This is a genomic window from Nocardia sp. NPDC058058 (genome assembly GCF_042885355.1).
Classification (GTDB): domain Bacteria; phylum Actinomycetota; class Actinomycetes; order Mycobacteriales; family Mycobacteriaceae; genus Nocardia.
The window spans coordinates 55064-76741 of record NZ_JBHVSA010000002.1 but is presented as its reverse complement, the minus strand read 5'-3'; the positions used below and the strand labels follow the sequence as shown (position 1 = coordinate 76741).

The window sequence follows — 21678 nt, the reverse complement described above, 5'->3', positions numbered from 1 at the left end:
GTGCGACTGTTCCTGTCCAGCTACCGATTCGGGGCGCACGCGAACCGGCTCCTCGCCCTGACCGGTCCGCCGGGCCGGATCGCGGTGATAGCCAACGCCTGTGACGCCTGGCCCTCGGCCTGGCAGAGTGCGGTCACCAGCGATCTGGTTCCACTGCGCCGCATGGGTTTCCAGCCCGAGGTGGTCGACCTGCGCGAATACATCGGCCGGGCCGAGGCGCTGGCGGACACGCTGTCCGGCTTCCCAGCGGTGTGGGTGCGCGGTGGCAATACCTTCGTATTGCGCGCCCAATTCGCCCGCAGCGGGGCCGATCTCGTGCTCACGCGGCTGCTGGAGGCCGATGCGCTGGTCTACGCGGGCTACAGCGCCGGAGCCTGCGTCATGACACCCGACCTGCACGGACTCGAATCCACCGACGATCCGGCCGAGGTGCGCACCGCCTGCGGTATCGAACCGCGGTGGGACGGTCTGGGTTTGGTACCGCGCCGGATAGTCCCGCACCTGGATTCGCCCACCGACCCCGAGGGGCACTCCCGCAAACTCGTCCGCGACTTCCTGGCTTCCGGCACCCCGCACTGGGCGCTGACCGATGACCACGTGGTGGTCGTCGACGGGGATCTAACAGAAGTGCTCACCTAGCCGAACCCCGTCATCCCGGCATGCTTTTGGCCGGGATCCACACGGCTGGTGTGGATCCCGGCCAAGGAGCGCGCCGGGATGACGGGAGAGTTACTCGCCGCCGTGGCGCATGCCGTGAATCACCGCGATGATCGCGGCCAATGCCGCCGCGATGCCGAGAATGGTGAAGCACAGCACGTACGCGCCCAGCGTCGGCACATGGGTGTGCGCGATGACCTGCGAGGTCAGGATGGATCCGGTGATCGCGCCCGCCACGCTGCCGCCCGCGGTGCGGACCAGCGAGTTGATGCCGCTGGCGATACCGCTCTCGCTCATCGGCACGTGCATCACCGCGAGGGTGCCCAGCGCCGCGTAGCCGATACCGAATCCGGTGCCCTGCAAGATATTCGAGATCACCATCTGCCAGCCGTGATCGTGGAACGCGGCGGTCCACAGCAGCGCCGCCGCGGCGAATCCCGAACCGATGGCGAGGGTGTACGCCGCGCCGATGCGGGCCGCGATGCGCCCGGTGCGGAAGGAGAACAGCGTCATCAGCAGTGCGCTGGGCACACCGTAGAGACCCACCGCCAGCACCGATCCGGACAGGCCGTAGCCGACCTTGTCGGCCGGGGTCTGCACGAAATTCGAGACCAGCGTGAAGGATCCGAACAGCGCCGCGCCGAGCAGCAGCGAAATCAGGTTGGCGGTCAGCGATTTCGGCCCGACCAGCAGCGGCAGCCGCACCAGCGGCTGACTCACCTTGAGTTCCACGAATACCCACGCCACGGTGAGCGCGATGGCAGCGCCGAACAGTCCGAGCACGCTGCCCGAGGTCCAGCCCCAGCGCGGGCCTTCGCTGATGCCCAGCAGCAGCGTGACCAGCAGTCCGGCCAGCAGTGCCGCGCCCGCGTAATCGGGGGAGCCGCCGTGTCGCACGCCGGTGTCCTTGGCGCTGAACTGAATCAGGATGGCGGCGACCACGCCGAGCGCCGCGGTGACCCAGAAGACGGGGTGCGGGTTGGTGGTGTGGTCGGCGATGATGCCGGTCATCAGCATGCCGATGGTGCCGCCGACGCCCATGGTGCCGGACACGATGCCGATGGCGGTGACCATCTTCTCGGGCGGGAAGGTATCGCGCAGAATGCCGATGGCCAGCGGGATCATGGCCGAGGCGGTGCCCTGGAGGGCGCGGCCGATGATGTAGACGCCGAGCGAGGTGGCGAAGGCGCAGACCACCGAACCGATGATCAGCAGCCCCATGGCGATCAGCACCATGCGCTTCTTGCCGTACATATCGCCGAAGCGGGACAGCAGGGGAGTGGCGACCGCACCGGACAGCAGGGCGGCGGTGAACAGCCATTGGATCCCGGCGGCATTGGTGCCGAGCTGCACCATCATGTGCGGCAGCAGTGGAATGACCACCGTCTGCTGCAGCGAGACGACCAGACCGGCGGCGCCGAGCGCGAGCAAGGTGAGCCCGAGATGGGCTTTGGGGCGGTCGTCGGTGGTGGTTCCGGCGACCTGACCGACAGCGGTCGTAGTCATGCGGCAATCCTTCAGATTACTTACCAAAATTAAGTAAATGGGTTACGTAAGATAACCACATGCCGCCGCCGGAAGCCACATCCGTCCATCAAGTGGACGCAGCTCACATCGTGGAACTCGAAGGCGCGCTCGCCCGGGTCGCGTACCTGCTCACCAGGGTCCGCCGACACGATTACGCCATGGTCAAATGCGGTGTCACCATGGATCGCGCCAGCGTCCCGCTGCTGCGTGTGCTGGCCGATGCCGACGAACCCATGCGCCTCGGCGAACTCGCCACCCGCCTCGATGTCGAAGCCCCGCACGTGAGCCGCCAAATCCAGCGCCTCGAGAAAGCGGGCTACGTCGAACGCACCCCCGACCCCGCCGACGGCCGCGCCCAGCGCGTCCGCCCCACCCCCGAAGGCCGCCGCGCGGTGGACGCCGTCCGAGATGTGCTGCGCAACTGGATGGCCGAAGCCCTCGCCGACTGGTCCACCGAAGATCTGAAGGCCCTGGCCGTCCTGAACCACCGCATGGTCGACGGCTTCCTCTCGCACGCCGAACAAATCGGCGACCTCGGCGCCGCCGCCCGCGAAAGCAAGCCCGTGCGCGCCGACTAGTTCGGTGCCCGGGTGCCCACGGCTCCAGCTGCCCACGCGCACAACAGCAGTGCGACCAGTGGCACCACCATCGCGGTGGTGAGCGGCACGAGTTGGGTGAGCCAGCCGATGACGGCGGGCCCGGCGAGCAGACCCATATAGCCGAGGCCGAACACGCGGGACATATCGGTGGCGGCGGTCGCCGAGCCCAAATTGCCTGCGGCCGTGAAGACCTGGGGTACCGCGCCGGACAGGCCGATGCCCACCAGCGCCCAGCCGAACAGGGTCAGCGGCAGCCAGCCCGAGAGCGCGATGAGACCGAATCCGAAGGCTCCCAAGACGGTTCCCCAGCGCACCACCGCGACGCGGCCGATCCTGCCGCTGACCCGATCGGCCACGAGTCGGCCCGCGGTCATGGTGGTGGAGAACGCGCCGTAGGCCAGGGCGGCGGTGCCCACATCCACGCCGAGGCGATCACGTAGTTGCAGTGCGCTCCAATCCGCCGCCACGCCTTCGGCCATCAGCACGGCGAAGGCGATTATCCCGAGCACCAGCACTTTTCGTGAGATACCCGAGCGCTTGGCGGTAGCGATCTCGGTGCCGGACACCCCGGGGTGATCGACCTCCGCGGGCGGTGTGGCGTGCTGGTCCGGCTCGTGCGGGAGCAGGCGCGGGGTGCAGATCGCCACGGCGGCCAGGCCGAGCGCGGCCGAGACCAGCAGGGTGGTGTGCACCGGCCAGTGCGCGCGCTGGGCGGCGGCCCCGCCGAGGGATCCGAGCAGGCCGCCGAGCGAGAAGAAGGCGTGGAAGGCGGACATGATCGGGCGGGGATAGGCGCGTTCGATATGGACGGCCTGGGCGTTCATCGAGACGTCCAGCATGCCCATGCCGATGCCGAACCCCGCCAGCGCGAGAGCGAGGGTGGCGGGGCTGGTGGCAAGTCCGGGTCCGATGAGGGCGAGCGAGAGCAGGGTGGCGGCGGTGGCGGTGAGGGTGCGGCTGCCGAAGCGGTCGGCCAGCGGCCCGGCGGCTTGCATACCGATGATGGCGCAGCCCGCCATGAGCAGGATGAGCATGCCCAACAGGCTGTGCGAGACCCCGGTCCGTTCGGTGACGGCCGGAATGTGCACGATCCACAGCGCGGAAAGCATGCCGTTGAGGCCGAAGACCACGAACAGCGCGAGACGGGCGTTCCGGATCGGAGGAGCGGGCGTCGTGGCGGCCATCGGCACGACGCTACCGGTCAGGGCAGCTCCTCGTCAGCCACTGCCCTTCGCGGCTTCCTCGACGCTCCGGGCAGTGCTCCGAAATTGGTGTACTACAAGCTCTTTCACGCCAATTGTAGGCCCCGGCACCGACAGGTTCAGGCATCCGCCGGAACCGACCAGGCGCCGGATTTCGCCACGTCACGGGCGTAATCGGCGAAGTCGCGGGGTGCGCGGCCCAGCGCCCGGAACACCCCGTCGGTGGTCTGTTCGTTGCGCCCGTCCAGCACCGTGCCGAACAGGTAGTCCAGCAGGCTCACCACATCGGCGGGCACACCGTAAGAGGTAAGGGACGCAACGAATTCGGTGCGGGACAGCGGAATGAACGCGATCTCGCGCCCGGTGGCCGCGGCGATCTCGGCGGTCGCCTCGGCGAAGGTCAGCGAGCGCGGCCCGGTGAGTTCGTATACCTGCCCGGTGTGGCCGTCCGCGGTCAGCGCCGCCACCGCGACATCGGCGATATCGTCGGTATCGACGAACGGTTCGGGCACATCACCCGACGGCAGCGCGACCTCGCCCGCCAGAATGTAGTCCGCGAACGCGCCCTCGCTGAAGTTCTGCGCGAAGAAGGCGCAGCGCACCACGGTCCATTCCAGTCCCGAATCCCGCACGATCCCTTCGCATTCCAGCGCCTCGGGCTCACCGCGACCGGACAGCATGACGATCCGCCGCACGCCCGCCGCGACCGCGTGCTCGGCGAACGCCTTGATATCGGCGGGCGCGCCGGGCACCGCCACATCGGGTTGGTAGGCCAGGTACACCGATCCGATTCCGGTCAGCGCCGGCGTCCAGGTGGCCCGGTCGGCCCAGTCGAAGGGAATTGCGGCCGTGCGGGAACCGATGCGCACGGGCACGCCCAGAGCTGTCAAGCGGGCCGCCACCCGGCTGCCGGTTTTCCCGGTGCCGCCGGTGACCAGAACGGTGTTTTCGCTGTTCGCGGTGTCTTTGTTTGTCATGACTCAATTACAGCGAGAAACCGTGAGAGCGAACATGGTTGAGAAGCGCGCGAGCATTTGCCATCGTCTTACCCATGGACGCTTTGGCCAGCCTGCTCGAAGGACCACGTGCGCGGGCGGCTTTCGTCATGCGCACCTCATTCGATCCGCCGTGGTCCCTGCGCATCAGGGACGAGTCCCCGCTGACGCTGGTGGCCGTGGTGCGCGGTGGCGGCTGGATCATGCCGGACCCCAAGGGCGGCAAGCCGACTCCGCCGCGGCAGTTGCGGGCCGGCGATATCGCGCTGTTCCGCGGGCCGGACCACTACACCCTGGCCGATGATCCCGGCACCGAACCGCAGGTGATCATCCATCCCGGCCAGACCACCACCACGCTCAGCGGTGAGGTGCTGTGCGAGACCCTGAGCCTGGGCGTGCGCAACTGGGGCAGCAGCGCCGACGCGCAGACCGTGCTGATCACCGGCAGCTACGAACAGGAGTCCGCCGCCAGCCGCCGACTGCTGCGCGCGTTGCCGCCCATCGCCGTGCTCGGTCGCGGTGAAGTGGATTCGCGCGTGCTGGATCTGCTGGTGGAGGAGTCGGCGAAGGATCTGCCCGCGCAGGGCGCGATGCTCGATCGTCTGCTGGATCTGCTGTTGATCGCCACCCTGCGCGCCTGGTTCGCCCGCGCCGACGCCCCCGCCTGGTATCACGCCTACGGTGATCCGCTGGTCGGCAAGGCGCTGCGGCTCATGCAGCACAATCCCGCGCACAACTGGACCGTCGCCTCCCTCGCGGCCGAGGTGGGCGTCTCGCGCGCCGCCCTGGCCCGCCGCTTCACCGAACTGGTCGGCGAACCCCCGATGGCCTTCCTCACCGATTGGCGGCTCGCCCTGGCCGCCGACCTGCTGCACGAATCCGACGCCACCTTGGAGTCCATCGCCCGCCGGGTCGGCTACGGCAGTGCCTTCGCCCTCAGCACCGCCTTCAAACGCCATCACGGCATCAGTCCCCGCGACCACCGCAACGCCTCCGACCAGCGCACGGCCTGACCCGCCAACCCCGCGCGTAACGCCGGGCCCCGGGGATTGGACACTGTCACCGTGAGCGATCTGGATTACCCGGTGCTGTGGCCGGTGCCGACCCGTTGGGCGGACAACGACCACTACGGCCACGTCAACAACGTGACGTATTACAGCTACTTCGATACGGCCGTGAACGCGTGGCTCATCCATGCCACCGGCACCGATATCCGCGACCTACCCGCCATCGGTGTGGTGGCGCAGACCTCCTGCACGTTCATCGGGTCGATCAGCTTCCCCGATCAGCTGCTGGTGGGCATTCGCATTGCGCGCCTGGGCAATTCGAGCATCAATTACGACCTGGCCATCTTCCGCGACAACGGCGATTCGCTGGATCTGGCCGCCACCGGCACCTTCGTGCACGTCTACGTGGACGACGCCACCCGCAAGCCGGTGCCGATTCCCCCGGTCATCCGCGCGGCGGCCGAACCCCTGGTGGTCACGGCCGCCGAGCACTGATTCACCGGTCAGACGCGGCCGAGCAGGGTGAGCGGGTCTTCCAGCAGCGCGGCGATGCTGCTCAGGAAGCGTGAGCCCTGTTCGCCGTCGATGAGGCGGTGATCGAAGCTCAATCCCAGCGTGGTCACCCAGCGCACCGCGAGTTCGTCGCGGTGCACCCACGGACGCTTGCGGATGGATCCCAGGCACAGGATGGCGGCCTCGCCCGGATTCACCAGGGGGACACCGGTATCCACGCCGAACACGCCGACATTGGTGAGGGTGAAGGTGCCCGCGGTGAGATCGGCCGGGGTGACCGCGCCGTCCCGGGCGGCGTGCGCGATATCGCCGATCTCCTGGCACAGATCCCGAAGGCTGTGCGAGTGCGCGTCTTTCAGGTTCGGGACCAGTAGCCCGCGCTCGGTGGCGACCGCGATGCCGAGATTCACATAGTGCTTGGTGATGATCTCCTGGTTCTGCTCGTCCCAGGACGAGTTCAGTTCCGGGAATTCGGTGAGCGCGACCAGCGTCGCCTTGGCCACCAGCGCCAGCGGGGTGAGGCTCAGTCCGGCGAAGGTCGGGGTGGCGCGCAGATGATCGAGCAATTCCATGGAGCCGGTGAAATCGGTGGTGACGAAGGTGCTCGCCTGTGGAATATGCTGCGCGCTGGCCACCATGGCGGCGGCCGTGCGCTTGCGGATTCCGGCTATGGGCGTGCGGGTTTCGCGCTCCCCGGCGGTGCGCGTGACCGGCGCCGCGGTGTGCATGGGCGGTACCGGCGGCGCGGTGTGGATCGGAATGTGTTCGCCCGCACGACTGTCCGGTCGCGCACCGCGCAGATCGTCAACGGTGACAGCGCCTTCCGGTCCGCTGCCGGTGACCGTGCGCAGATCGGCTCCGATCTCGCGCGCCAGCTTCCGCGCCCCGGGGGTGGCCGCGGGTCGTCCGAGATCGGTCCCGAACGCGGATCCGGCCGTCGAGTCACCCACGGGCGCAGCCAGTTTCGCCGCGGCACTGCGCGCCCGCCGGGACACCGACTCATTGTCCGGGCCGTATCCGACGAGTACCGACTGGCGTTCGGCGGGCGCGTCCGGTTCCTGGGATTGCGCCTGGGCCATGGCGTTCACGTCCAGCGCGTGCCCTCCGGCGGTCGCCGGGCTGCGATAGAGCCGTTCGGCCCCGGCGTCGGCGTGCACCTGCTGTGCGGTGGCGGCGGCCGTGCCGATGCGAATGAGCGGTGCGCCCACCAGCACGGTATCGCCGGGATTCGCGAGCAGTTCCAGCACCGTCCCGGCGTATGGACTGGGCAGTGCCACCTGCGCTTTCGCGGTTTCCACCTCGGCGATGACCTGGTTCAATTCCACCGTATCGCCGATTTGCACCGACCAGGACACCAATTCGGCGTCGGCCAATCCCTCACCGAGGTCCGGCAATGCGAATTCCATTACTTGACGCTGTTCTTCCACCGAGCTTCCTCCGAAGGCATGGACCGTTAGGCGGCGAGCGTGCGATCGACCGCGGCGAGAATGCGGTCGGGGTCGGGCAGGTGGTGCCGCTCGAGCTTAGCCGGGGGATAGGGGATGTCGAAGCCGCCGACCCGCAGGACGGGCGCTTCCAATTGATAGAAGCACTTTTCGGTGATGCGCGCGGCGATCTCGGCGCCGAGGCCGCCGAATACCGGTGCCTCATGGGCAATAATCAACCGACCGGTTTTACGTACCGACGTTTCAATGGTGTCGAAGTCGATCGGCGACAGACTGCGCAGATCGATCACCTCCAGCGAATGCCCTTCCGCCGCCGCGATATCGGCGGCGGTCAGCGCGGTGGCGACGGTACCGCCGTAGGCGACCACGGTGGCATCCTCGCCCTGCGTGCAGACCCGCGCGCGGTCCAGCGCGAGCCCGCCGCCCTGATCGAGCAGATCGAAATCCACCTCGGCTTTGTCCCAATACCGCCGCTTCGGCTCGAAGAAGATGATCGGATCATCCAGCGCGACCGCCTGCCGCATCATGAGATACGCGTCCGCCGGATTACTCGGCGATACCACACGCAACCCCGCCGTATGCGTGAAATACGCTTCTGGCGATTCCGAATGATGTTCCACCGCACCGATCCCGCCGCCGAACGGAATGCGAATGGTGATGGGCGCGACCACTTTCCCCCGCGTCCGATAGTGGATCTTCGCTACCTGGCAGACGATTTGATCGAACGCCGGATACACGAATCCGTCGAACTGAATTTCACACACCGGCCGCAGCCCGCGCAGCGCCATTCCGAAAGCCGTTCCGATGATGCCGGATTCGGCCAGCGGCGTATCGATGACGCGATTGTTCCCGAAATCCTTCTGCAGGGTGTCGGTCACCCGGAACACCCCGCCCAGGCGGCCGATGTCCTCACCCATCAGCACCACCTTGGGGTCGTCCTCCAGCGCCCGGCGCAGGCCGAAATTGATGGCGCCCGCGAATGTCGTCTTCATGGCCGGACTCCCTCCAGATAGGCGGCGTACTCGCCGCGTTCGGCCTCGATCAGGCGGTGCGGGGTGGCGTAGACGTGATCGAAGAGTTCCATCGGATCCGGATCGGCCATGGCCAGGGTGGCGCTGCGCAGCCGGGCGGCGACCGCATCGGACGTGACCGCCGCCTCCTGCTCGAAATCGCTGTCCCACATGCCTTCCCGCTTCAGTAGCCGGTCCAGTCGATCGATCGGGTCGCGTTGCCGCCACAGTTCGAGTTCGGCGGCGGTGCGGTACCGGGTGGGATCGTCGGAGGTGGTGTGCGGTCCCATGCGATAGGTGATGGCCTCGATGAACGACGGACCGCCGCCGCTGCGGGCGCGGGCCAGCGCCTGCCGGGTGACCGCCAGCACCGCGAGCGCGTCATTGCCGTCCACCTGCACGCTGGGAATTCCGTATCCGACCGCGCGCTGTGCGATCGGCGTCGCGCTCTGCACCCGCACCGGTGCGCTGATGGCCCAGTGATTGTTCTGGCAGAAGAACACGACGGGCGCACTCCAGGAAGCGGCGAAACCGAGCGCCTCGGCGATATCGCCCTGACTGGTGGCCCCGTCGCCGAAATAGGCGATGGTCGCGATCTCCGCGCCCTCCAGATGGGCGGCGTAGGCGTAACCGGTGGCGTGCAACCCCTGCGCGCCGACCACGATCGCCGGATTGGTCATCTTGTATTCGTCCGCGTCCCAGCAGGAATGCGCGACGCCGCGCCACAGCGGGGTGAGCTGTTCGGGCGGTACGCCGCGGCAGTAGGCCACCCCCGCCTCGCGATAGGAGCAGAACACGTAGTCGTCGGGGAGCAGCGCGTGCGCCGAACCGATCTGCGCGGCCTCCTGACCGAGCAGCGGCGGCCACAGTCCGAGCTGGCCCTGGCGCTGCAATGCGGTCGCCTCGGTGTCGATTCGGCGGGCCACGACCATATCGAGGTACATGGCACGCAATCGGTCGATGCCGACATCCTCGACCAGCGCGGAGTGCGCGCGATCGAATACGCGGCGGCCGTCGGGCTGGACGAGCTGCACCGGGTAGGTGTTCTTGTCGGGCATGGGTATCGCCTCCTCGAAACACCGGGTACACCGTTATCGCCGTGGGATTGTGTCCCGTGAGCAACGATGTGTGTCCTGTATCACCCAGCATCCTCCATCGAGCTATCTGCGCAAGTATTGCGGGCGAAACTGTGCAGAATGCTCGGTCAACGGCCTATCCGGCGTGTCATACTGCCTTGCATGTCCAGTAGGGAGCCTTTGACCGGGTCATTGGACGCCACCGACGCCCGGCTATTGCTGGAACTGGTGGCCAACCCGCGCGCGACCGGCGTGGAATTGGCTGCGCGACTGGGCCTTTCCCGCAATACCGTGCAGGCGAGACTGGCGCGCTGGGAGGCGAACGGGGTGCTGGCAAGCGTCGAGCGGCGGGTCCAGCCCCGCGCCCTCGGCTATCCGCTGGCAGCCTTCGTCGCGGTGGTGGTGGATCAACATCGACTCGATGACGTGGTGGCCGAACTATCGGAGATTCCCGAGGTCACCGAGGTGTGCGGGATGACCGGCGCCACCGATCTCACCGTGCGCGTGGTGGCCCGCGACGCCGACGATCTGTACCGGATCGCCGGGCGCATTCTGAAGATCTCCGGTGTGGAGCGCACCAATATGGCTCTGATCATGCGGTCCCTGGTCGGGCCGCGCACCGCGCCGCTGCTCGATCGCCTCGCGGGCGGAAATGACGACGGCAGTGCGGTTGACGCTGCCGGATCCGTCGGCGGCGCGGCGGGCGACAGCGCATCCGGGGACCGCTGAAGCGAATTTCAGTCCAGTTTCGGTGGATTGGCTGGTGACCCGAGGTCCACTGGACCGGGACCATGAGCCGATGAGCACTACCGCCATCGAGCCGCCCGCAGTCGCAGATCCACCCGAGGTGGGGCTCGGTCAGCCGATCGGCGCGGGCATTGTGACCGCCCTGGTCGGGTTCACCAGCTCGTTCGCCGTGGTCTTGGCGGGGCTCAATGCCATGGGAGCGACTGCGGCACAGGCGGCTTCGGGGCTGCTGGCGGTATCGGTGACCATGGCACTCGGGATCCTCGTGCTTTCGCTGCGCTATCGCATGCCGATCACACTGGCCTGGTCGACACCCGGCGCGGCACTGCTGGCCAGCACCGGGGCGGTATCCGGCGGGTGGGCGGCGGCGGTGGGCGCGTTCGCGGTGGCAGGTCTGCTCATCGTGCTCACCGGATTCTGGCAGCGGCTCGGCGCGCTGATCGCGGCCATTCCGGTGGAGATCGCGCAGGCCATGCTCGCCGGGGTGCTGCTGCCGCTGTGCCTGGCACCGGTGAAGGCATTGCCCGTCAGCCCGGCAGTGGTGGTGCCGGTCATCGCCACCTGGCTGATCCTGCAGAAGTTCGCGGCGCGCTGGGCGGTGCTCGCGGCGTTCGGCGTCGCGGCCATCGGCGCGAGTATCGATATCGCGGTCACGCACCGGAGCCTGGCGTGGTCGGAAATGGCACCGCGCATCGAATTGACCATGCCGCACTGGAGTTTTCCCGCACTGATCGGTGTGGCGATACCGCTGTACGTGGTCACCATGGCCGCACAGAACATTCCGGGCACCGCCGTGATGAGCTCGTTCGGCTACCGGGTGCCGTGGCGATCGGCCATGACGGTCACCGGCCTCGGCACCATGCTCGGTTCGGTGGCGGGCGGTCACGCCATCAACCTGGCCGCCATCAGCGCCGCCCTGGCCGCCGCGCCCTCGGCCCATCCGGACCCCAAGCGCCGCTGGATCGCCGCGACCACCGCGGGTATCACCTACCTACTGCTGGCCCTGGCCTCCAGCGCCCTGGTGATCTTCATCGCCGCCGCCCCGAAGGGTGTCCTGGAAACCGTTGCGGGCCTTGCCCTCATCGCCACCCTGGCCGCCGCCCTCACCGCCGCCCTGACCCCCGCCGACCACCGCACCTCCTCCACCCTCACCTTCCTGGTCGCCGCCTCCGGCGTCACCCTGCTCGGCATCGGCGCGGCCTTCTGGGCCCTGGTGGCCGGACTCCTGGTCCGCTGGCTCCTGCGCCCCCGCCTAGAGGCCGCCACCGACTCCCCGAACTGACGCCCCGTCATCCCGGCGCGTATTTGGCCGGGATCCACACCCGAGGATGGTGCACTGCAAGGTGCGGATCCCGGCCAAGAAGCGCGCCGGGATGATGGGGCTATGTCCGGATGACGTGGGGATGAATGCGGATCGGCCGCTCACATCCGGGCGGGCGCGCAGTAAGGTGGGGCCGTCTGGTTCCGGCGTGAATTCTGCGAAGAGGAGTTGGGTTGAGCGCGGTGCTGATTTCGGCCGAGGAGCTGCGGGAGCGGCTCGCCGACGGGGATTCCGAGGTGCGGCTGCTGGATGTGCGGTGGGCACTGGGCGATCCCGATGGGCCGCAGCACTATTTGGACGGGCATATTCCGGGCGCGGTCTTCGTCGACCTGGAAACCGAACTCGCCGATCCGCCCTCGCCCGCCAAGGGCCGCCACCCCATGCCGGAACTCGCACACCTGCAGAAATGCGCCCGCAGCTGGGGCCTGCGCACCGGTGACACGGTCATCGCCTACGACGCGACCGGCGGTATGGCGGCCGCGCGCGCCTGGTGGCTGCTGCGCTGGGCCGGGCTCGCCGACGTCCGCATTCTCGACGGCGGCCTGCCCGCGTGGGAACGCGCCGGCGGTAAGGTGGTCGCGGGTGAGGAAGCCGCTCCCGAACCCGGCGATGTCGCATTGACCACCGGCGGTATGCCGGTCATCGACGCCGACGCCGCGGCCGACTGGTCCGGCCTGCTGCTCGACGCGCGCGCGGGCGAGCGCTACCGCGGCGAGGTCGAGCCCATCGACCCGCGCGCGGGCCACATTCCGGGCGCGGTCAGCGGCCCCACCGCCGAAAACCTCACCGCCGCCGGCACTTTCAAATCCCCGGACGAATTGCGTTCGCGTTTCACCGAATTCGGCTCCGGCCCGGTCGCGGTCTACTGCGGTTCCGGCGTCACCGCCGCCCATCAGGTGGCCGCTCTCGCGGTGGCGGGCATCGACGCCGCCCTCTACCCCGGCTCCTGGTCCCAGTGGTCCAACGATCCGAAACGCCCCGCCGCCACCGGCAGCTGATCCGGCATGTGAAGGTCAGTCGCCCGTCGCGACGGGCGACTTCCGCCGCCGCGGTGGCGTCCGCTGCGGCCGCAGAGGTGGCTGCAGGCTCTCGACTCATTCGAAAACCGCTCGGCGGCAAGGATATTCGCCACCGCAGGGTTCAGGGGCAGTTCTTCGCGATGTGGCGCAGGGCTTTCTGATCGCCCTTGGTGATGGGTAGGTCGTATTCCAGCGCGACGGTGAGGTACTTGCCCGCGTAGAAGCAGTGGTTGGCGCGCGCGGGCGGGAGCCAGTCGGCCGGGGTGCGATCACCCTTGTCCTGGTTGGCTTTTCCGTCCACGGCGAGCAGTTCCAGGTCGAGGTCGTTGGCGAAGCGCATGCGGCGCTCCAGGGTCCAGCCGGACGCGCCCAGATCCCACGCGGCGGCCAGCGGGAAGACATGGTCGATCTGCACGGCCTTGGCATCGACCTTGTCGAAGACGATGTGGGTGCCGGTGTACGGATCCTCCAGGGTGCCGCCCACCACCACGCAGGACTTGCCGCCGGGGCGGAAGGCCGCGCCCGAGAGCTGGCGGGCTAGCACGTTATTGCGGGTATCGCAGCCGTCGCGCCCACCGGGACCATCCTGCGCATCGCTCCAGGCGGGCCCGAACACGCAGCGCTGCCCCGATTTACAGCCCCGGTCGTACCCGCCCGGGCGCACCCTCTTGGGCACGACGCGCACCTGATTCAGCATGTGTTCGAGGTAGTCGCGCGCGGGACTGCCCGGCGCGGGTGCGACCGGCGGGCTGATCACCTCGCACCCGGTGGTGCTCAGCACGACGATCGCGGCGCCGAGCGTCGCGAGCACTATCCGAAATGCCGACCCGATGGACCGCACATCCCAGATTTACCGCAGCACGCCGGGCCAGTCGCGCAACCACGCGACTTCGCACCCCGGCGCGCCGGAGAAATCGGGTTACAACCAGGCGTGTGCGAGCAGATCGTCCGCCGCGGTCTCGGTCAACTGGGGTGGGAACCGCATGGCGGCAATGGATTCGGCATTGACTCCGTCATGGCCGATGAGCCAGGAGCCGCCGCGCTCTTCGCATTCGGCGATCTTGGCGAAGGTGGTGAGTAGAAATGTGATGGCGTCGCGCGCCTCGGGGGTGCGCGCCAGCCGCTGGGATTCGCCCGGCCGGGACAGATCGAGCCACACCCCCGCCTGTCCGTCCAGGCGCATGTCCACGATTTTGGTCGTGTCCACGAACGTGAATTTGCGTCGTTCCCACGGCGTTGTCGGCGTGAAGGACTGCTCTAGCACTTGGAGCAGAATCGTCATCTTCACGGCCTCCCTCGGTATCGAAAGTGCCACGGCTCCGGATTGAGTCGCGGTGATTATCAGGGTGCGTCCCCGCCCGGCTGTGAAGCGCGCATGACGAATATCGCCGCCATTGCGCACAGCCGACCCCGCCGTATGCGGTGACCAGGGGTTATTCCAGTATGTCCCGGTTCGCGGCAGAAATAAAGACCCGGTAGGGGTCGTGATTCGCGGGATTACGAATCGAACCCTCGGTAATCGCTCCGTGCCCCGGCGCACCGGTCCCGAGCAGGGCGGCACCGAGCTGTCGGCGGGGGCTGGTTGGATGGTCGGATGCTGCACGGACTGTGGACGCCGGGATCGGGCTTGGTGCTGTGGCACGACCCCGATCGGGACGCCGTCGACGCCGCCGCGCTGCCCGATCCGCTGGGCCGGATCGTGCGGGCCGCGAAATTCCGGCATCGGGCCACGGTGCTGCGGCGTGGTCCGTACGGGCAGGAGAAAGCTCAGGTCAAAGCGCATGCGCTGGCTCCGGAAGCCGCCGCGGGGGTGCTGCTGCAACAGCTGCCGGACGGGTTGGTCGCGGGCGATCTGCGCTATCTCGGACATGTCGCCCGCGGCGTCGATCGCTGGGTGCGGGCGGGGCGGATCGTGCCCGAGGTGCGGCGCGATGACGGTGAGTGGTGGGTGCGGTGGCGGCTGGTCGGGGGTCAGCGCCAGCGCGCGTGGCTGGCGGAGTTGGCGGTTGCCATGCCGCCCGCGCTTCAGGTCGGGGGCCGTCCGGCCGAACTCCTGGACAACCTCACGGCCGAACTCACCGACCCGATCACCCGGCTGCACCTGATGCCGAAAGTGCCCGAGGGGTTCGGCGAAATCGATACGCGCGATACGGAAATGGCGGCGATCACGGCGGCGCGGCAGACGCTGCCGCAGGCCTGGGCGGAGCTGCCGAATACCGATCGGCAGCGCGGGTTCGGTATCGCCGATGACAATGAGTTCCCCGAACCGCGGTCCCATCCGCTGGTGACGGCGTTGCTGAAAGCCGTTCCGCTGGAAAGCGGTTCGCATCGGGTGGCGGCGGTGCTGGAGGACTGGCGCACGAGTTTGACGGCGGGGGAGCCGGAGCTGGTGCTGCGCTTGCTCGAGCCGGATGGCGAGGACGCGGCCGAGCCGGGTGCGCTGTGGCGGCTGGAGGTGTGCCTGCGCGAGGAGGGGGAGGCCCCGCAGCCGGTGCTGCTGCCCGGCGATCCGCATCTGGTGCGGCTGGCGGGGGAGAAGCTGGCGGCTGCGAAGGCGGCGTATCCGCGGCTGCGGGATCTGCCCGGGGACGGGCGCAGCATGGATATGTTCCTGCCCACCGAGGTGGTCCTGGATCTGGTCGCACACGGGGCGAATGTCTTGCAGGGCACCGGGATTCGATTGCTGCTGCCGCGTTCGTGGCGGATTGCCGCGCCCACGCTGCGGCTGCGGGTGCAGAGTCCGCCCGCCTCGGAGAGCGCGGTCGGGCTCAACGGTTTGGTGTCGTTCCGGTGGGAATTGGCGCTGGGCGACACCACGCTCTCGCAGGCCGAGATGGCGCGCCTGGTGCAGGCCAAATCCGATCTGGTGCAGCTGCGCGGGGAATGGGTGCAGGCCGATCACCGCATGCTCGCGGCGGCCGCGGATTACGTCGCGGGCCGCACCGACGCCACCGAGACCACCGCGGGCGCGCTCTTCGCCGAACTCGCCGCGCATCCCGCCATCGGCGTCCCCATCGAACCGGTCTCCGCGACCGGTTGGGCCGCACAGCTTTTCGACGCCGAACGCACCGACGAACCGGTCCCCGACCCGATCGGCCTCAAGGCACAGCTGCGCCCGTACCAGCAGCGCGGCCTGGCCTGGCTCGCCACCATGAGCCGCCTGGGCTGCGGCGCGATCCTCGCCGACGATATGGGCCTGGGCAAGACCGTGCAGGTGTTGGCATTGCTTGTGCACGAACGCGAAACATCCATCGCCGCAGTAGATTCCAACCGACCTGCGGTCGCGGCGCGGCGCTCCGGCCAGGGGGGCGCGGCGGAGTCGGTGACCGCGTCCGGCGTACGAGAAGACAGCGGCGTCGGACCGACCCTGTTGGTTTGTCCCATGTCGGTGGTCGGCAACTGGCAGCGGGAGGCGGAGCGGTTCGCGCCGGATCTGCGGGTGCTGGTGCATCATGGGCCGGGGCGCCGGTCGGGCGCGGAATTCGATGCGGCGGTGGCGGATTCGGATCTGGTGGTGACCACGTACGCGCTGCTGGCGCGGGATGTGGAGGAATTGAAGCGGCAGCCGTGGGCGCGCACGGTGCTCGATGAGGCGCAGCACATCAAGAATGCCGGGACCAGGCAGGCGCGGGCGGCGCGACTGGTGCCCGCGCGACATCGGCTGGCGCTCACCGGAACTCCGGTGGAGAACCGCCTCGAAGAGTTGCGCTCGATCATGGATTTCGTGAATCCGAAGCTGCTGGGCAAGCCCGCGGATTTCCATGCCCGGTTCGCGGTGCCGATCGAACGGGAGCGCGATGAGCTCGCGGTGAGCCGATTGCGCGCGCTCACCGCACCTTTCGTGCTGCGCCGGGTGAAGACCGATCCGGCGGTCATCTCGGATCTGCCCGACAAGATCGAGATCACCATGCGCGCCAACCTCACCGTGGAGCAGGCGGCGCTGTATCAGGCGGTGCTGGACGATATGTCCGCGAAACTGAAGGCCGCCAAGGGTATGGAGCGCAAGGGCGCGGTGCTGGCTGCGCTGACCCGGCTCAAACAGGTCTGCAATCACCCCGCGCACTATCTGCGCGACGGATCGGCGGTGCTGCGCCGCGGCCATCACCGTTCCGGGAAATTGGCGCTGGTGGAGGACATTCTGGAATCCGTCATCGCGGATGGTGAGAAGGCGCTGCTGTTCACCCAATTCGCCGAATACGGCGAGCTGGTCGGCCCCTATCTCTCCGAACGTTTCGGCGTGGCGGTCCCGTTCCTGCACGGTGGGGTGAGCAAACAGCGCCGCGACGATATGGTCACCCGCTTCCAGGAGGATCCGGACGGTCCGCCGCTCATGCTGCTCTCGCTCAAGGCGGGTGGCACCGGCCTGAACCTGACCGCCGCCAATCATGTTGTGCACCTGGACCGCTGGTGGAATCCGGCGGTGGAGAACCAGGCCACCGACCGCGCCTTCCGGATCGGCCAGCGCCGGGATGTGCAGGTGCGCAAGCTGGTCTGCGTGGACACCATCGAGGAGCGGGTCGACGATATGTTGCAGGGCAAACGTCAGCTCGCCGATCTGACCGTCGGCGCGGGCGAGAAGTGGATCACCGAACTCGGTGATGAGGAATTGCGCGCGCTGTTCGCGCTCGGCGCGGAGGCGGTGGGCGAATGAACACCTACATCGATGTCGGTGAGTTCGGCGAGCGCCGCCCCGTCGAAGGCGGCGTCTCCTCGCGCAGTCGCCGCGGCGCGGCCTTCGCCCGAACCTGGTGGGGCCGTTCGTTTCTACAGGCCATCGAGGATGTCGCCGATCCCGGCCGGCTCACCCGGGGCCGCTCGTACGCCCGCACCGGCCAGGTGATCAGCTATCACCTGGAGCCCGGCGCGGTCGCCGCCGAGGTACAGGGCAGTCAGCCGCGCCCGTTCATCTCGGTGCTGACCCTGCGCCAGCTGCGCGACGAACGCCTGCGCGAACTTGTCGACCTGGTGCGCGCCACCCCCGGCATGCTCGGTGAGATCGCTTCCGGCTCCCTGCCCAAATCCCTCGGCCCGCTGCTGCTTCCGAATACCGCCCCGGAACTGGATTTCTCCTGCACCTGCCCCGATGTGGGCTGGCCGTGCAAGCATGTGGCCGCCATCTGCTACGTCATCGCCGAACGTCTCGACGAGACCCCGCGCGATCTGCTCACCCTGCGCGGCATCGAACTCGACGATCTCATCGGCAGCGTGCAGCAGGACGGCAACCCGGCGGATTCGGCCGACCTGTACGGCGAGAACATCCGCCTGCCCGCCTTGCCGAAGCCCGAATTCCAGCCGGCCCCGGCGGATCTCGACGCCGTCCTGCTCCGTCGAGGTCTGCGCATGACCGCCGAGGACGAGCGCAGCGCCGAGATCGGCTATCGGCACCTGCGCACGCTCTACTCCCTGCTGGAGTCCTGAACTATCGCACCGCGGCTTTCGTGGTGGCTTTGATTCGGCTGTCGGTGCGCTTGCCCAGTGCGGTGAAGCTGTAGTCCGCGAAGTCGAAATGTCCTGCGCGCCAAAAACCTTCGGGTGTGGTCATGGCGCGCAATGGAACATCGCCGTTCTTATCGAAGTAGTAACTGTTGGCGCGGGTGCAGGAGTCCTGCCAGAACACCTGTGTGCCACGGCGATTCAGCATCTCCTCGAAGAAGCGTTCGTTCGCCTCCTCGGTGACTTCGATCCGGGTGGCATGGCTCCCGCGCGCCTTGCGGAGCAGCCGCAGGATATGCCGGGTCTGCATTTCGATCAGCGCGAAGTACGAGGAACCGTTGTAGCCGTACGGGCCGATAATGGTGAAGAAGTTCGGGAAGCCGGGCACGCTGACGCCTTCGTACGCCTGTAGCCGGTGGGTGTCCCACCAGTCCTCCAGCCGGATGCCGCCGCTGCCGTGCAGATCGAAGGTGGGCATATTGCCCGACTCCATCACCTTGAACCCGGTGGCCATGATCAGCACATCGACCTGATGATGCCCGGCGGCGGTGCGCACCCCGGTCGCGGTGATCTCGGCGATGGGCTCGGTGTCGAGCCGCACATTCGACCGATTGAACGTCTTCAGATAGTCATTGGAGAAGGACGGCCGCTTACAGCCGAGCGCGTAGTCGGGCGTGAGCTTCGCCCGCACCTGCGGATCGTCGACCTGGTCGCGCAGATGCGCCAGCCCGGTCCGCTCACCCAGCTTGGACATGGGCAGCACCCGGTAATAGTGCGCGGCCAGCGGGAACGTGAGTTCCACGAATGCCTGGGAGACCAAGCGCGTCACCAGCTTTCCGCCGGGCAGCCCGAGCAGCCGGTGCACCAGCGGGGGCAGCGCGGTATCCGGTCGCGGCAGGCACCAGATCGGAGTGCGCTGGAAGACAACGAGTTCCGCGACCTCGGGCGCGATCTCCGGAATCACCTGCACCGCGGAGGCCCCGGTGCCGATGATGCCGACCCGCTTACCGCGCAAGTCCTGATCGTGATCCCAGCGCGAGGTGTGCATGGTGACACCGGTGAACCGTTCCACCCCTGCGATTTCGGGCAGTTTGGGCCGGGTCAGCACCCCGGTCGCACCGATCACATAGCGCGCGGTGAGTTCCTCGCCGTCACCGGTGCGCAACCGCCACAGGTGCAGCGCGTCATCGAAATCGGCGCGGACGATGCTGGTGGAGAAGCGAATTCGCGGTCGCAACCCGTACTTGTCGACGCAGTGCTCGGCGTACGCCTTCAATTCCCGTCCGGGCGCGTACACCCGGGACCAGGTGCGCTGCTGTTCGAAGGAGTACTGATAGCTGAACGACGGGATGTCCACGCCGATACCGGGATAGGTGTTCCAATGCCAGGTGCCGCCCACTCCGTCGGCGTCGTCGACCATGAGGAAATCGTCGAATCCCGCCTTGCGCAGCGCGATCGCCGTCCCGATCCCGGCGAAACCCGCGCCGACGATAATGATCTCGTGGTCCACCACGGTGCTGTTCACAATGCGTCCTCCGCGTAGATGATGCAGTCCACCCGATGTTCGACACCGTCCACGGTGCGAATGCCGAGCGGGGCGAGCCGGGCGATCGGCCAGGTGACGAGCTCGCAATGGGGTTGGTTCAGCGCCCGGTAGTACCCGCCGTGCAGGCGCACACCGGTCGCGGTATCGGGGGTGAGCTGGCGTCGCACCCAGGAATCGCGCACCGAGACGAACAGATTCGCGGTGGCGGCCATTCGCAACAGGGTCGCGGCGATACCGTGCGGTGGCCGGGGCGTGCCCGGCAATGGCTGGGAGGCGGGGTCGCCGGGCAGCGGTCGCGCACTGTCGCTGGGCAGCGAACCGAGCAGATCATCCGGTAGTCGACGCAGCAGTTTGCGCCCGGGAATGGGCGGTGCGGGCAGTATCCACACCGGATCCCGCTGGAAGACGGTGACCCGGCGGGCCTGCGCGGTGATACCCGGCAGCACCCGGGCGATCGCCGTTGCGGAGCCGATCAGCGCCGCGTGCCTATCCCGCAGTTCGAGTTGCCCCCGCCAGCGCCCGCAGTGCACCTGCGGTCCGGTGTAGCTGTCCGCGCCGCGCGGTCCGGCGGCGCGAACCCTGCCCGAATCACCCTCTCTGCCCGAATTACTCTGCTTGGCAGTGGCGTTCATTTCGCCACCGGATCGTAGGTCAGCCCCTGCGACCAGGTCGGCGGCTTACCGAGCACCCGCACCGGGAAATAGTCGATGGCCTTGTTCAGCACATCATTGATGCCCTGGATCGGCTGCCACCTGTTGATGGTGGCCTTCCCATGCATCCGCACCACGTGGAAGAGCGGTACGCGTTTGATGCTGGGCGCGCGTTCACCCGCTTTCTCGTACCGCCGCACCGCATTCCAGAGCTTCTCCTCATCCAGGCCCATCGCCATGATGTTGGTGGACATGCGGGACAGCAGCGGTGTGTACAGCAGTGCTCCCATGAGCAGCGTGGGCCGCAGCGCGAAACCCGCCGTCTCGATGGCGATGCGCCGCATCGGCCCGGCCCCGAGTTGTTCGAGCACCTGGAAGCCGACCGCCAGATGCCGGGATTCATCGCTGTTGATGTGCCGGAAAACCTCGTGGCACAGCGGATCCCGCACCTCGTCCAGCAGGAATTTCACCAGCGCGCCGTCGAGGGCGCATTCGAGCGACGGGATCACCGTGCCGAGCACCGGCAGTGTCAGATCGTCGCCGTACCGGTCCACCCACTGGATGACCATGCGAATGTTCTTGTTGGGCAACGGCATCTGATCGCCCTCGAGCATGCCCCAGCGCCGCATCAGCGCCAGTTCGGCATTGGCGTGCTTCTGCTCCTCGGCATGGAAATACCGGTAGATCTCCTTGAGCGGGCCTTCCGGCGCGCGTTTGGTGAGCGCGGCGAAGCCGCGCGCGCCCACATGTTCTATCCACACGAGATCGGCCATGAACGCGGTGAGCGCGGGTCGCTGCTCCGCGGTGATGAGGTCGGCTCCCGGTGCGTCCCAGTCGATATCGACCAGCGCCCACTGCTTGTCCTTGATGACCGTGAGCATGTCGGAATACGCGAACGCCATTGTTCACTCCTTCTCGTGAATGGCCGTCG

At 67.9% G+C, this 21678-nt stretch carries 20 protein-coding genes; 9 read left to right on the top strand and 11 right to left on the bottom strand.

Translation table 11 applies throughout. The annotated features are described in order from the left end of the window. Positions 1-639 carry a Type 1 glutamine amidotransferase-like domain-containing protein gene (locus ACFVUS_RS15495; RefSeq protein WP_387765829.1) on the top strand — a complete coding sequence of 213 codons (639 nt, stop codon included), beginning with the start codon at positions 1-3 and terminating at the stop codon, positions 637-639. 90 nt (positions 640-729) lie between these two features. Here the strand turns inward: ACFVUS_RS15495 and ACFVUS_RS15490 are convergent, their stop codons facing one another. Then, entirely contained in the window at positions 730-2163 is a 1434-nt protein-coding gene (locus ACFVUS_RS15490) for an MFS transporter (protein ID WP_387765826.1), read from the bottom strand. 92 nt (positions 2164-2255) lie between these two features. On the opposite strand from ACFVUS_RS15490, the gene ACFVUS_RS15485 reads away from it, so the two are divergent. Continuing rightward, positions 2256-2762 (top strand): MarR family winged helix-turn-helix transcriptional regulator, encoded by a 507-nt coding sequence (locus ACFVUS_RS15485; protein WP_387765823.1) that lies wholly within the window; start codon positions 2256-2258, stop codon positions 2760-2762. On the opposite strand, the gene ACFVUS_RS15480 is transcribed toward ACFVUS_RS15485, so the two are convergent. Further along, positions 2759-3967: an MFS transporter gene (locus ACFVUS_RS15480; protein WP_387765820.1), complete on the bottom strand. Its 1209-nt coding sequence runs from the start codon at positions 3965-3967 to the stop codon at positions 2759-2761. The two genes, ACFVUS_RS15485 and ACFVUS_RS15480, sit on opposite strands and share 4 nt — an antisense overlap. Positions 3968-4104: 137 nt before the next feature. Beyond that, positions 4105-4962 (bottom strand): NmrA family transcriptional regulator, encoded by an 858-nt coding sequence (locus ACFVUS_RS15475; protein ID WP_387765817.1) that lies wholly within the window; start codon positions 4960-4962, stop codon positions 4105-4107. Between the two features lie 74 nt (positions 4963-5036). Here ACFVUS_RS15475 and ACFVUS_RS15470 point away from each other — a divergent pair, with 74 nt between their 5' ends. Together ACFVUS_RS15470 and ACFVUS_RS15465 are read left to right on the top strand one after the other, a co-directional pair. After that, a complete protein-coding gene (locus tag ACFVUS_RS15470; protein ID WP_387765815.1) occupies positions 5037-5993 on the top strand; it encodes a cupin domain-containing protein in 957 nt (318 codons plus the stop codon). Between the two features lie 60 nt (positions 5994-6053). After that, on the top strand, positions 6054-6482 hold the full coding sequence (locus tag ACFVUS_RS15465) for an acyl-CoA thioesterase (protein ID WP_375963953.1): 429 nt from the start codon (positions 6054-6056) through the stop codon (positions 6480-6482). A gap of 8 nt (positions 6483-6490) precedes the next feature. Here ACFVUS_RS15465 and ACFVUS_RS15460 read toward each other — a convergent pair whose 3' ends face one another. From ACFVUS_RS15460 to pdhA, 3 genes are read right to left on the bottom strand one after another with little or no spacing between them, the layout of a single operon-like run. Then, complete coding sequence (locus ACFVUS_RS15460) at positions 6491-7906, bottom strand: dihydrolipoamide acetyltransferase family protein (protein WP_387765812.1); 1416 nt, start codon at positions 7904-7906, stop codon at positions 6491-6493. A 47-nt stretch (positions 7907-7953) separates the two neighbouring features. Further along, complete coding sequence (locus tag ACFVUS_RS15455; protein WP_387765809.1) at positions 7954-8937, bottom strand: alpha-ketoacid dehydrogenase subunit beta; 984 nt, start codon at positions 8935-8937, stop codon at positions 7954-7956. Further along, positions 8934-10013, bottom strand: coding sequence for a pyruvate dehydrogenase (acetyl-transferring) E1 component subunit alpha (pdhA, locus tag ACFVUS_RS15450; protein ID WP_387765806.1), 1080 nt, complete (start codon positions 10011-10013; stop codon positions 8934-8936). The genes ACFVUS_RS15455 and pdhA overlap by 4 nt, the downstream gene beginning before the upstream one ends. A 180-nt stretch (positions 10014-10193) precedes the next feature. Here pdhA and ACFVUS_RS15445 point away from each other — a divergent pair, with 180 nt between their 5' ends. The 3 genes from ACFVUS_RS15445 (at position 10194) to ACFVUS_RS15435 (ending at position 13097) form a co-directional block, all read left to right on the top strand. After that, positions 10194-10760 (top strand): Lrp/AsnC family transcriptional regulator, encoded by a 567-nt coding sequence (locus tag ACFVUS_RS15445; RefSeq protein ID WP_387765803.1) that lies wholly within the window; start codon positions 10194-10196, stop codon positions 10758-10760. 70 nt (positions 10761-10830) lie between these two features. After that, positions 10831-12060, top strand: a complete 1230-nt coding sequence (locus ACFVUS_RS15440) for a benzoate/H(+) symporter BenE family transporter (protein WP_387765800.1) — start codon at positions 10831-10833, stop codon at positions 12058-12060. Between the two features lie 212 nt (positions 12061-12272). Then, positions 12273-13097, top strand: a complete 825-nt coding sequence (locus tag ACFVUS_RS15435) for a sulfurtransferase (protein ID WP_387765797.1) — start codon at positions 12273-12275, stop codon at positions 13095-13097. Between the two features lie 142 nt (positions 13098-13239). On the opposite strand, the gene ACFVUS_RS15430 is transcribed toward ACFVUS_RS15435, so the two are convergent. Together ACFVUS_RS15430 and ACFVUS_RS15425 are read right to left on the bottom strand one after the other, a co-directional pair. Further along, complete coding sequence (locus tag ACFVUS_RS15430; protein WP_387769878.1) at positions 13240-13950, bottom strand: HNH endonuclease family protein; 711 nt, start codon at positions 13948-13950, stop codon at positions 13240-13242. Positions 13951-14037: 87 nt separating this feature from the next. Next, positions 14038-14400, bottom strand: coding sequence for a hypothetical protein (locus tag ACFVUS_RS15425; protein ID WP_387765794.1), 363 nt, complete (start codon positions 14398-14400; stop codon positions 14038-14040). 312 nt (positions 14401-14712) lie between these two features. Between ACFVUS_RS15425 and ACFVUS_RS15420 the strand changes: the two genes are divergently transcribed. Together ACFVUS_RS15420 and ACFVUS_RS15415 are read left to right on the top strand one after the other, a co-directional pair. Beyond that, positions 14713-17769, top strand: coding sequence for a DEAD/DEAH box helicase (locus ACFVUS_RS15420; RefSeq protein WP_387765791.1), 3057 nt, complete (start codon positions 14713-14715; stop codon positions 17767-17769). Further along, on the top strand, positions 17766-18536 hold the full coding sequence (locus tag ACFVUS_RS15415) for an SWIM zinc finger family protein (protein ID WP_387765788.1): 771 nt from the start codon (positions 17766-17768) through the stop codon (positions 18534-18536). Before ACFVUS_RS15420 ends, ACFVUS_RS15415 begins: the two co-directional genes overlap by 4 nt. Position 18537: 1 nt before the next feature. On the opposite strand, the gene ACFVUS_RS15410 is transcribed toward ACFVUS_RS15415, so the two are convergent. Genes ACFVUS_RS15410 through ACFVUS_RS15400 form a run of 3 tightly spaced genes read right to left on the bottom strand, consistent with a single transcriptional unit; the run spans position 18538 to position 21649 of the window. Further along, positions 18538-20064, bottom strand: a complete 1527-nt coding sequence (locus tag ACFVUS_RS15410; protein WP_387769875.1) for a flavin-containing monooxygenase — start codon at positions 20062-20064, stop codon at positions 18538-18540. Positions 20065-20072: 8 nt separating this feature from the next. Next, a complete protein-coding gene (locus ACFVUS_RS15405) occupies positions 20073-20729 on the bottom strand; it encodes a hypothetical protein (RefSeq protein WP_387765785.1) in 657 nt (218 codons plus the stop codon). Continuing rightward, positions 20726-21649, bottom strand: a complete 924-nt coding sequence (locus tag ACFVUS_RS15400) for a ferritin-like domain-containing protein (protein ID WP_387765782.1) — start codon at positions 21647-21649, stop codon at positions 20726-20728. Before ACFVUS_RS15400 ends, ACFVUS_RS15405 begins: the two co-directional genes overlap by 4 nt. Positions 21650-21678: the final 29 nt, after the last annotated feature.